Source organism: Methanobrevibacter sp. (genome assembly GCF_045130115.1).
Lineage (GTDB): Archaea > Methanobacteriota > Methanobacteria > Methanobacteriales > Methanobacteriaceae > Methanocatella.
In genome coordinates, this window is record NZ_JBGUPC010000006.1 from 111510 (window position 1) to 123985 (window position 12476).

Consider the following 12476-nt stretch of genomic DNA (forward strand, 5'->3'; position numbering starts at 1 on the left):
AGTGGGTGATAGAATGAATGTACCTCAAGTTTTAGAGATTAAAAAGATTATAGAAGAGACTCCTACAATCAAGACTTTCATTTTTGATTGGACTATGGTTGGTGAAAATATTCCAACTCCTGGTCAATTTGTAATGGTTTGGAATTTCAAGGATGAAAAGCCAATGTCCATTTCCTACATCGATGTCGGCAAGGGCGAGCTTGGAATAACAGTTAAAAAAGTTGGAGAGTTTACTGAAAACTTGCATACACTTAAGGAAGGTGACAAGTTAGGTCTTAGAGGTCCGTATGGAAACGGGTTTGACACCGATTTAAAGGGCATGAGAGTTTTAGCTATTGGTGGTGGAGTTGGAATGGCTCCTATAGCTTCATTCACTGAAGCTGCATTGAAAAATAAGGCTCAAGTGGATGTTGTTTGTGCAGCACAAACCAAGGATGAGCTATTGTTCGATGAACGTTTAAAAGCTAAAGGTGCAAAGGTTTATACTTGCACTGATGACGGATCATGTGGGTTTAAAGGATTCGCAACTCATAGGGTATTGCAATTGATTGAGCATAAGGAGTATGACTGGGCTGTTGTATGTGGTCCTGAAGTTATGATGAGACCATTGTATGGTAGCTTAGAATCCAATATGATTGAAGGTGAATACTCTATGGAACGTTATATGAAATGCGCTATAGGTGTTTGCGGTCAATGCTGTGTAGACAATACCGGTTGGAGAATATGTGCTGAAGGGCCTGTTTTCTCATCTGATCAGGTTTCTGAAATCGTTGAGTTCGGTAAATTCCATAGAACTGCATCTGGAATGAAAGAGTATTTCTAAATCAATTAACGTTTCAATATTATTTAATTTAAAAAAATATTAACAATAATTTATTTAATGATAACATGTTTAATCTTAGTGAAAGCAAATATGGCCTACATATAATGATTATAATAATTTTCTTATTATTGTCATTATTTACAGTCATGCCGGTATTGAATATGATTTTGCTTGGAGCAATGATTGCTTATGGTATCACACCAGTTGCCAATAGGATTCAATCAAAAATCAAGATCACTTCAATTTCAATATTCCTGGCGATAATAGTGGTAATCATTCCATTGATACTATTGTTCATATACGTATTTTGGGAAACAGCAGTTTTTGCGAATATGTTTTTCGCTTCCCATAATCTTTCTGTAAGTTCCGGGATTGATTTGAATTTGGCTATTAACACATTTGTCCAAGCATTGCCTGTGGAACTTCAAGGATTAGTTAAACCTTACTTAGGGCTATTGACTAGTGGAGTGCATGAAGCCTTAACTTACATATTCAATTATGCCATAAGGTTCATAAGGAATTTTTCAGATGTGCTGGTTCAATTGTTTGTCCTAATCTGTTCCATTTATTATTTCACTCGTGATGGCGATAAGGTTATGGAATATATTTTCGTATTCATTCCAAAAGAGCATAGGGCTTTCTTTGAAAGAACCTTGGATGATGTTGCAAATGTTCTAAAATCCATCTTCTATGGTCATTTCCTGACAGCTATTGTTATCGGTGTTATGGGAGGTATAGGTTATTATCTCTTAGGATATAAGTTTGCATTGTTTTTAGGAATCATTACAGGTATTGCACAGTTGATTCCTATCTTCGGTCCATGGATAGTTTATTGGGCATTGGCAATCTATGCATTCTTTGTTGCTGGAGACATAGTTCAAGGAATCCTTACAATATTATGGGGATTCGTATTAAGCTTGAGTGATATGTACATTCGTCCAATGCTTGCAAGCAATTATGCTGACATGCCTTCCTTAATCCTTTTGGTTGGATTTATGGCGGGACCTTATGTATTTGGAATTGTTGGTTTCATATTGGGTCCTTTGATTTTGGGAATTGCATATGCAGTTATCAAGTCCCTTAAGGAAGAGTTGGAAAAGGATAAATTAGAGAGAGAAATTGGAAAATAATGAATCTGATAATTATTAATTATTATAAAAAATTAGGTCGATAGGATGGTAAAAAGAAATATTGTTCTTTTAGACATTGATTATATCACTCATGATGAAAAGCCCGTCGTGAGATTATTCGGTAAGGTGAAGGGAGAAAAATCCAATGACTTGATTGCATTGGATGACAGTTTTGTCCCTTATTTGTATATTTTGCCTGTAAATGATATTGATGAATGTATGAAGGATTTAGTAGAACTTGAAAAGGAAGAGGAATTGGAGTTTACAAAAATTGAAAAAGTCCTTAAAAAGGATTTCCAAGTTCCTACCGAATTCATTAAAATCAGTTTTAACCATCCTCAGGATGTTCCTAAATACAGAGACAAGATTTGGGATTTGGGCTCTGTAAAACAGCTTAGGGAGCATGACATTCCATTCTATAGAAGATATCTTATTGACAATGGTTTGGTTCCTATGGCTGAATTGGAGTTAGAAGGGGAAATTATTGACTCATTTGAAACCATAGACAGTGATAATGATTCCCTTGAAATCCTTAAATTGAATGAAGCTCCTAAAACTGCAAACACTGATTTCCAAGAGTTCAGGATGATGAGCTTTGACTTGGAAGTTAGAAACCCTCATGGAATGCCTAATCCTGATGAGGATGAAATAATCATGATTGGAATCGACAGCAATGTAGGAGTTAGAAAAGTCATTTCCACTAAAGGTGATGAGTTTGAGCATGACCCTGAAATGTACTTTATAGAAAAGGTTGACTCTGAAAAGGAAATGATCGAATCTTTCATCAAGACTGTCAAGGAAAACAATATTGACATTATCATAGGGTATAACTCTGATGTCTTTGACTTCCCTTACCTTAAGGATAGGGCAAAGATATGGGGCCTTGATTTGGATTTAGGTGTTGATGGATCAAGCATCAAGTTCATTAGAAGAGGCTACAATAATGCAGCTACATTCAAAGGACTTCTTCATGTTGACTTGTACTTGGTAATGAGAAGATACATGTCTCTTGATAGATACACTTTAGAGAGAGTATACTTTGAGTTCTTTGGAGAGGAAAAGATAGATGTTCCTGGAGACAGGATTTATGAATTCTGGGACAATGGAGGCAAGGAACTTAAGAACCTGTTCAAGTATTCCTTGGATGATGTCGTATCCACATTGAAGATTGCTCAGGAAACATTGCCTTTGAATTTGGAACTTACCCGTATAGTTGGACAGCCTTTTGTTGATGTAACCCGTATGGCAACCGGTCAACAAGCTGAGTGGTATTTGGTTAGAAAAGCTTATGAAGTTGATGAGGTTGTGCCGAATAAGCCTAACATGACTATGAAAAACATCAAGGAGAGAGGCAGCAACTCCGGAGGTTATGTGAAAGAGCCAGAAATTGGTTTGCATGAGAATTTGGTTCAGTTCGACTTCAAGAGTCTGTACCCTACTTTAATCATTTCAAAAAACATTTCTCCAGATGTTTTGGTACATGACAATTCATCTTATAATGCCAAATTTGAAGACTTTGAAGATTATGAAACTGGCTATGATGAAATAGATAATCTTAAGGAAGAGGAAATCTCTTCTGCGATAGATGATGATGAGGAATATTATATTTCACCAGAACACTTCTTCAAGTTCAAGAAAGAGCCTCAAGGATTTATTCCTTCAGCTTTAGAGGATATTCTTAATGAAAGGTTTGCTGTTAAGAATAGGATGAAGGCAACTGATGATCCAATCCTGAAAAAGAGTTTGGATGTTCAACAGCAAGCATTGAAACGTTTGGCAAATACAATGTATGGAGTTTATGGATTCTTGAGATTCCGTTGGTATTCATTTGAATGTGCCCAATCAATTACTGCTTGGGGACGTCAGCATATTAAAAAGGCAATGAAAGAAGCGGAAGATTATGGTTTCAAGGCAATTTATGCAGATACTGATGGTTTCTATGCAAAGTATGTGCCTGAAATGAAAAAGGAATAGAAATTTAAATTTTATCAAAATAAAAATTATATTAAATCTATTAAAATTTTATTAAATCTATTAAAATTATATTAAATCTATAAAAATTTATTAAATTTATTAAAAATTTATAATCTATTAAAATTTTATTAAATCTATAAAAATTATATTAAATTTATTAAAATTTTATATAATTTCTATTAAAATTTAAAAATCACATTTATTGAATAATTAATTATAATAATTTAAAGGAAGTATGATTATGGAAGAGAAAATTGCTTTGGCAGCATGTAGTGGTATGAGTCCTAACGGTTTGGTTGCAAGAGTTGCAGTTCATGACTTAGCTATTGATGATGTGGAAATCTTATCCATTTGTATGGGTTCAACTTCTGCAAATGTCACTGGCTTTAAAAGAATGCTTGACAAATATCCTATTTTAGCTATTAATGGCTGTGAAGGAAACTGTGTTGGAAAAATACTAGAGCAAAAGGGTATTGAAATTGTCGATGAACTTAATGTTGGAGACATTTTAGCTGAAACTGAGCATAAGGCAAATGATGCTGCAAGATTGGATGAAGAAGGGGAAATCTGTGTTTCAATAGTGAAGGAAGTTATTGAAAACAAGATCAAAGAAATTGAATTAGAATAATTTTTATAATTTTCTTAATTTGATTTTAGATAATTTCTTCATTTGATTTTAGATAATTTCTTAATTATTTTAGATAATTTTCTTATTCATTTCCTAATATTTCTAAAAGGTGATTTTATGGTAAAGCCAGTCAAGATTCATGATAATAATTTATGGGATAAGTTTGTCAGTGACAGTGAGCAATATTTTGCAGTTTTAAGCCCTGGAACCAAAGTTGCATTCTTTGTTGGTGAGACTGACAAGAATTTCCTCCTCATTGAAAGAACAGAAGGAGCTATTGATTCCAAATTCAATGTAAACAGTTCACTTAATATGATGGAAACAGATTTGTTCTTTACAATTGCTGAAGATGATGCATCTGAACTTTTGGATGATGCAAGCAAACTTTCAAATTTCATTAAGGAAGGCAAGTTAGGAATATTCTGTTTAGTTGATGATGTGGTCATGGCAGAAAAAGGTCTCGATAAATTATTGAATGACTTAGGATTTGCACCATCTTGTGCAATTTAATTTTTTTAATTTTTTATTAAAAAATTTATTTTCTATTTTTTTTAAAATTTTTTTACAATATTTTTTAATTGATTTTTTAAATTTTAATTTTTTCAAAAATTTCACTTTTCTATTCTTTCAAAATATCCAATTCAATTATTTTCTAAAAAATTTCACTTTTCATTTTTTCAAAAAATAATTTTTTCATTTTTTCATTATTTTCTCATTTCTCATCTGTGTGATGTAGATTATCAATTATCAAAATTTACAATATGTTTCATACTTTCAGTATTTTTAATATATGATCAATTATTTTAATAGTTTTTAATCTTAACTATCTTTTAATGAACTTTTATTATAAAAATTTTCACATGTCGTAGAAAGTTAAATTTTTAGTATTTTTTTCATAAAAATTTTTATAAAAATCAGTGAAAAATGAAATTTAAGTTTTCAATTTTTTTAAAATTATTAAATTTAAAAAATTTTTAAAAATAGTAGATTAGAAATTTATAAAAAAATCAGTTAATGAAAAATGTAAAAAGTAAAAATAGTAAAATAGTAAAATAGTAAAAAAGAATAAAAAAAGAAAAAAAGTTAGATCTATTCAGTTAAGTAACTGTCTAAATCTATATTTTCAGCATCACAAATGGTTTTTAATGTTTCATAGAGTTTTTCATCTATTTCTAAACCATTCTTCTCATTTTCAGCAATTCTTTTTACTTCGAGATCTCCTGGGATGAAAGTGTTTCCGGATTCTCTGATTTCTGTGACGAATTCTTCCACTTGCTCTTTGAATGCGTCAATTGAAACGAATTTTTCAGGATTGATTGCAACAAACAAGTCTCCTTTGTTACAGTCTTCCTTATAGTCTCCTGCAGTACCGGTTACTTTAGTACCAAATGCAGCGTTTACTAAAGGGCCTGTCATAATTTCAATCATAAAGCTTAAAGCGTATCCCTTAACTCCACCGAATGGAAGGATAGAACCTTCTAATGCAGCTTCAGGATCAGTGGTTGGATTTCCATCCTTGTCAATTGCAGTGTTTGGAGGGATTTCCTCACCTTTTCTTTTAGCTTCCAATAATTTTCCTCTTGCGCTTACAGAAGTTGCCATATCTACAGCAATATAAGTTTCAGAAGGGATACCAATAGCTATTGGGTTAGTTCCAAGAATAGCTTTTTTACCACCTAAAGGAGCTACTCCAGGTTCAGTGTTACAAATTACAATACCAATCATGTCATTTCTAATAGCTAAGTCAGAGTAATAACCGGTTATTCCAAAGTGGTTTGAGTTGAATGTACCAACTGCAGCAATACCAGTTTCCTTTGCCTTATTGATTGCCATCATCATTGCTTCATGTGCAATGTATTGTCCGAATAAGCTTTTTCCATCAATGAGTGCAATGGAATCCTCATCTTTGACAATTTCATAATCTCCTTTGGTTTCAATGAAACCGTTATTGATTCCTCTAATGTATTGTGGGAATCTTCCAAGTCCATGTGAAGTGAAACCTTTTAAATCAGAGTCTAAAGTTGCTTCAGTAATGATCTTTGCATGATCTTCTTGCACTCCAATGTTGATTAAGATTTCATTTACAAGTTTTCTTTCATTTTCAACACTAATTCTCATATTTTCCCTCCTTAATGATTGGCATTTGTTGAAATATCTTTGTAATTATTAATTTATTTATAATTAATTTCTAATTTATTTCTAAATTATTTTTAATTTATTTTTAAAATTATTATTGGAATTTTATGTATTTTTATTTTCTTTTTTGTTCTTTTTTGCATTGAATTAATATTCAATTACAGTTCCTTCAAATGTTTTTACAGTAATCTTTTCTTCAGCAGTTACTGTTCCTACAATTTGTGCTTCAATGTTTTCATTCAATGCTTCTACAACAGCATCTGCTTCTTCTGGGCTTGCAATGACACAAAATCCTACACCCATATTGAAAACCTTATACATTTCCTCTAAAGGAACTCCTTGTTCATAAATCAATTTAAAGATGTCTTGTGGTTCTGGATAATCGGTAATGTCAAATCCGATTCCTTTTTTAAGTCTTGAAAGGTTGTTTACTCCACCACCAGTCATATGAGCAAGACCTTTAATGTTAAAGTCATGTTTTAAAAGGTCAACAATTGATTTAACATACAATTGGGTTGGTTTCAATAATTCTTCTCCGATAGTGGTTTCGCCATTAGGCATTTTGTCGTTAACATCAAATCCACCTTCTTCAAAGATTGCTCTTCTAGCTAAACTTAAACCATTACTGTGAATACCGCTACTTCTAAGACCGATTAATACATCACCCTCTTGGATATCTGCACCAGTTATGATTTTATCCTTGTCTACAAAACCGATACCGGTTCCTGCTAAGTCAAAGTCTTTTACAATTCCTGGAAGGGAAGCGGTTTCTCCACCAATGATTGCGATTTGAGATTCTTTTGCCCCTTGGACAAGACCGTCTGCAATTTCTTCAGCTACTTTTGGGTCTGGTTCTTCAACTGCTAAGTAGTCAACTAATGCGATTGGTTCTGCACCTACACAAAGGATATCGTTTACTACCATTGCAATCATGTCAATTCCAACAGTATCATATTTTTCCATCATTTTTGCAACTAATATTTTACTTCCTACACCATCAGTACTCATAGCAATAGCCTTATCGCCGAGTTCAACTAATGCTGCAAAGTGTCCACTGTCAGTAATAATATTTCTGTATTCTAATGTTGGCTGCAATTTTGAAGCTAATTTGGAAACGGTTAATGCTTCAAGGTCAATGTCAACACCAGATTCTGAGTAAGTAACCATAAAATTCACCTAATAATAATTTCTATAATTTTTTATTTTTCAAAGTTTTATTTTAATAGGCTATTATTAACAATTAAATAATAGCTAACATTTTAATATTTGTTTTAGCTATTATTTATATTATATTAATTATTTTAGAATAATTAATCATAAAATTGATTGAAATTAAAAATTAAAAAAATAAATTTTAGTTTTAAATATAAAAATTTTAAAAAATATTTTAAAATAAATAATTTTTAAAATAAAGATTATTTCTAAAATAAAGATTATTTTGAAATATGAAATATTTTAAAAATATTTAAAATTATTGAAGTCTGGTTGCTTCAAGAATAAGTGGAGTTTTGGTCTCTACCTTATAACTTCTGTGAATGCTTGAAGCTAAGTCAACAGTTTTATATGGGTCTCCGTGACAAGTGATGATCTTATCCGGTCTTGGGTGCAATCTTTTTGCAAATTCCATCAATTGTCTTCTGTTGGAGTGACCACTGAATCCTTCAATGGTTTTAACATCCATTTTAACATTGTAGATTCTTTTTTTACCTGTTTCATCTTCCAATGGGATTTCCTTGTGTCCTTTTTGGATTTTTCTACCAAGGGATCCTTCTGATTGGTAACCTACGAAAACAATGGAATTGTTCTTGTCTTCACATAACCATTTGAAGTACTCAACAGAGTTTCCACCAGTCATCATACCAGATGTTGAAAGGATAATTGATGGTTCTCCTTCTACAATCTGTTTTCTTTCAGCATTGTTTTGAACCTTATTGAATGATTCTGCAATAAATGGATTTCTTCCCATATGGAAAATTTGATCCCTTAAGTCTTTGCTTAAGTATTCAGGTCTTGCAGTGTGCACTGCAGTTGCTTCCCAGATCATACCATCAAGATGGATTGGCACTTCTTCAACCATTCCATGGCGCATGTACTCTTCAAGCACAATCATCAATTCTTGTGCTCTTCCTACTGCAAATACAGGAACCAATACTTTTCCGCCACGTTTTAATGTTTTGTAGATGGTCTTCATCAATTCTTTTTCTGCATTGTTTCTTGATGGGGTAACATCTTCGTGTCCACCATATGTACTTTCCATAATGCAGCTTTCCACTCTAGGGAATCTTGTGGTTGCAGGTTCCAAGAGTCTGCTTCTTTCGTATTTGAAGTCTCCAGTGTAGAGCAAGTTATGTGCACCGTCACCAATGTGGAAGTGGCACATAGCGGAACCTAAAATGTGACCTGCATTATGCAAGGTCAATTTGATGTCTGGAGATATATCTGTTACTACTCCATAGTCAAGAGTGATTGTGTGCTTGATCATCTTTTGCACATGCTTTACATTAAATGGAAGTGGGTTGTTTTCCCTATGTGCAATGTCAATGTAATCCAATTGCAATAAGGTCATCAAGTCTCTTGTTGCAGAGGTACAGTATACAGGACCTTCGTATCCATAGTGGTAAAGGTAAGGAATGAATCCACAGTGGTCCAAGTGAGCGTGAGACACTACAACCGCATCAAGGTCTTGAATTGAAAACTCAGGAACTCCAAGCATTGGGAATGAACTTTTTTCATCTTGCCCTGCTACGTTTACTCCACAATCAAGCAACACTCTACTGTTTGGAGTTTGAAGTAACATGCAGGAACGTCCTACCTCTTTAAATCCTCCCATAGCGGTTAATCTGGTCCAATCATTATCATATTTTCCACCTTGGTGGATTCTTGCACCTAAAGTCTGCAAGATTTTCTTTCTTTCCTTACTGTTGTGCATCAAGGTATTTCTGATTCTATCAATAATTTCAGATCTAATTGGAGGACTTCTTAAAATCTTTGGAGCCCATCCGGTTTTTCTAACGATTTCTCTTGAGGTAACTCCATATTTTCCAATTACAAGCCCAGGTTTTGTAGCTTCTATCACCACTTCGTTGGTAACTTCATCAAAGGTGATGTTACTGATTTCAGCATCTTCTGGAACAATCTCTTCAACTTTTTGAATAGTCTCTTCGTATGGTAATAAAACTGATTTGTCTGATCTGATTATGATCCTTTTTCTAAGTTCTTTTGCTAAGTTTCTGATTAAGTCCCCATTGTCTGCTACAATGTCTGGGTTTTTTGTATAAATAACAACCTCAGGACCTTCAAATTCAATATTAGCTAATTGAACTTCATCAGGTAGTTTTTTTGTAATTTTTTGTTTGATTTCTTCTAAAACGTTTGAAGCCATATTATCACTTCGAAAAATAGACGTATAAAATTAGCATATGGTATAAAATCAATATTTTTGTAATTTCCAATTCTTCTTTTATTTTCCTTTAATCAGTTATAGAAAATGTTTTTTAAAAATATTCGTTAAGTAAATTTTGGTTAATTTTTAAATAAGCCGTTTAATTGAATAATTATTCTATAATTAATTCTAAATAATTAAATTAATTAACTAATCAAAATCCTAATATTATCTAAAAATATAATTATATAAATTTCTAAATTCAGGATTTAAAATTAAATTAAAAGTTAAGAATATTGATTTTAATCTACGACATCAATATTCTTATGGATTAAATAAACAGCTTCTGTGTCATAAAAAAGATGTTTACTTAATTTATTGCATATACTATCTATACTGTAATATGTAAAATTAGTTGTAAAATAAAGTTAAAAAATAAATAATTCGTATATATTTTTTAGCTATTAATTTTTTCAATAATAGATTCAACTTCTTCTTTTTCTAACATTTTGTATCCATCTTTAGTAACTTCAGCTACTAAGAAGCCATTTCCAGAGTAAGTGTCTCTTTCTGTAGCAGCTTTGATAGCTCTTAAAGCTAATTCCTTAGCTTCTTCTACAGTGATGTCTTCGTGGAATCTGTCTTCAAGAACACCATATGCAAATGTAGAACCGGAACCGGTAGAAATGAAAGTATCCTTAATCATACCTCCTGCTGCATCTAAAGAATATATTGATGCACCAGTGTCATCTACTCCTCCGATAAGAGTTTGTACATATGCTGGTGAGGAGTGTAATATGTTAGAACTTACAGCTGCAGCAGCTTCTAAGCTAATGTCTTTACCATTTCTTAATCTGTATAATGCAGTTTCAGCGCTAATGATTTTCATTAAGCTTTGTGCATCTGCAACAGATCCTGCAATGGTTGCTGCAATGTGATTGTCAATTTTGAATATTTTTTCAGCTACTTTGTGAGCAACAAGGTTTCCCATACTTGCTCTTCTTTCGCTTGCAAATACAACACCATCTACACAGGTAATACCTACAGTGGTTGTACCTTCAAAAGTGTTTTTTTCAGTCATATTAATACACCTCGTATAATAATGTAAAATTAAATTTAAATTATTAAATAATCTTAAATAATAAAAAATAATCTTAAAAATATAATGTTTTAATGATTGAAATTATTATTAAAATTAGAAATTGTCAGGTTTAATAAGTTATATAAAATTTGTAAAATCAATTAATATTTATACAATATAACTCGCACTTCCTAACCTATTCTTATTATGTTATACATTATATATAATAGTTTCGTTATTTTCACAAATTCTAATGGATAATTTCTTTCATTTTCAAATAATTTTTGATTTTTTATAATTTTTTAATTACTCAATTTTCGATTATTTTGATATTAAAGATTAATTTAATTTTTATTTTTAATTTAATCTCTTAATTTTCATTTATTTTCAAAACTACCTAGTACTAATCAATATTTTTGTTTATAAATTAATATTGATTTTAATAACTTTAATTTATTTTAATGTATTTACTCTTATTATTGACTTTGTATTATTTAAATGTTTTTAAATTAGTTTAATATTTTTAGCATATAGTTTTTGATGATTTAAATAAAATAAGAAATTCAGATTATTCCATATGGCCTCAGGATAAGGAATAGGATAAATGCGATGAATATTCCCACTACGATTATTATTGGAATTAATCTTTTATATTCCATTTCTTCCTTGATTAGGAAATTTCCTTGGTCTTTGCCCTTTATTGTTTCTTCATCCTCTGATATGAATGAGTAGAAGATTGCAGTAACTAAAAGACAGAAGAACAGTCCTGCAAAACGGATCAGTGGATTTTGTGAGAATTGGAATCCTGGATTGATGATCATTGTTGCAATTGCAAAAAGGGATGCGAATTCAAGGAAGAACAGTACAGAAACGACTTTTGCAAAGCTTCGATTCACTATCATATAAACACTCCATTATTTTTTTATTATTTCCAGCTGCTTTCATCTTTCCATTTTTCTTCATCGTATAGTTCGTATACCAGTGGTCTGATGTCATTGAGGATGATTTTGAATCCAGTCAGGTATGCTATTACCACATCTTCGCAAGTAATGCTGTCTCTTCCTTCTTTTAGAGCATTGCATCCCATGAGATAAAACATTGCCATATGAAATCCGCGGCAATATAGAAAATCCAAATCGCAGCTGCCATAAATAGTGGATATTAATCTATGTATCAATGTATCTAATTTTTCTGCCTTTTTATTTTCCCAATATGTTCTATGAAGTTTTTTAAAAAATCTTTCATCATAATCCGGCAGGGGATTCTCCGTATCATCAAAATCTTCAACAAAGAAAGTGATATGGGCTCCAATATCAGAAAGT

The 12476-nt window shown here is 31.8% G+C and carries 11 protein-coding genes; 5 read left to right on the forward strand and 6 right to left on the reverse strand.

The window, feature by feature from the left end; genetic code table 11:
* Positions 1–13 precede the first annotated feature (13 nt).
* The 5 genes from ACJMML_RS01405 to ACJMML_RS01425 all read left to right on the forward strand — a co-directional run bounded on the left by ACJMML_RS01405 (position 14) and on the right by ACJMML_RS01425 (position 5065).
* Positions 14–823: a dihydroorotate dehydrogenase electron transfer subunit gene (locus ACJMML_RS01405; RefSeq protein ID WP_295605972.1), complete on the forward strand. Its 810-nt coding sequence runs from the start codon at positions 14–16 to the stop codon at positions 821–823.
* Between the two features lie 65 nt (positions 824–888).
* Positions 889–1953, forward strand: coding sequence for an AI-2E family transporter (locus ACJMML_RS01410; protein ID WP_295605974.1), 1065 nt, complete (start codon positions 889–891; stop codon positions 1951–1953).
* A gap of 45 nt (positions 1954–1998) precedes the next feature.
* Positions 1999–3927, forward strand: coding sequence for a DNA polymerase domain-containing protein (locus tag ACJMML_RS01415; RefSeq protein ID WP_405305628.1), 1929 nt, complete (start codon positions 1999–2001; stop codon positions 3925–3927).
* Between the two features lie 241 nt (positions 3928–4168).
* The gene (locus ACJMML_RS01420; protein WP_295605978.1) at positions 4169–4555 is read left to right on the forward strand and encodes a putative zinc-binding protein; all 387 of its coding nucleotides are present in this window, start codon (positions 4169–4171) and stop codon (positions 4553–4555) included.
* A gap of 117 nt (positions 4556–4672) precedes the next feature.
* Positions 4673–5065, forward strand: a complete 393-nt coding sequence (locus ACJMML_RS01425; protein ID WP_405305629.1) for a hypothetical protein — start codon at positions 4673–4675, stop codon at positions 5063–5065.
* A 579-nt stretch (positions 5066–5644) separates the two neighbouring features.
* Here the strand turns inward: ACJMML_RS01425 and comC are convergent.
* From comC to ACJMML_RS01455, 6 genes are all read right to left on the reverse strand, one after another.
* The gene (gene comC / locus ACJMML_RS01430) at positions 5645–6673 is read right to left on the reverse strand and encodes an L-sulfolactate dehydrogenase (protein WP_295605982.1); all 1029 of its coding nucleotides are present in this window, start codon (positions 6671–6673) and stop codon (positions 5645–5647) included.
* Positions 6674–6838: 165 nt separating this feature from the next.
* A complete protein-coding gene (purM, locus tag ACJMML_RS01435; protein ID WP_296869120.1) occupies positions 6839–7858 on the reverse strand; it encodes a phosphoribosylformylglycinamidine cyclo-ligase in 1020 nt (339 codons plus the stop codon).
* 304 nt (positions 7859–8162) lie between these two features.
* Positions 8163–10073 carry a beta-CASP ribonuclease aCPSF1 gene (locus ACJMML_RS01440; RefSeq protein WP_295605986.1) on the reverse strand — a complete coding sequence of 637 codons (1911 nt, stop codon included), beginning with the start codon at positions 10071–10073 and terminating at the stop codon, positions 8163–8165.
* Between the two features lie 457 nt (positions 10074–10530).
* Positions 10531–11154 carry an archaeal proteasome endopeptidase complex subunit beta gene (gene psmB / locus ACJMML_RS01445; protein ID WP_405305630.1) on the reverse strand — a complete coding sequence of 208 codons (624 nt, stop codon included), beginning with the start codon at positions 11152–11154 and terminating at the stop codon, positions 10531–10533.
* A gap of 563 nt (positions 11155–11717) precedes the next feature.
* Positions 11718–12056 carry a hypothetical protein gene (locus tag ACJMML_RS01450; RefSeq protein WP_295605989.1) on the reverse strand — a complete coding sequence of 113 codons (339 nt, stop codon included), beginning with the start codon at positions 12054–12056 and terminating at the stop codon, positions 11718–11720.
* 23 nt (positions 12057–12079) lie between these two features.
* Positions 12080–12476 (reverse strand): hypothetical protein (locus ACJMML_RS01455; protein WP_405305631.1); only part of this gene is annotated, 397 nt, incomplete at its 5' end.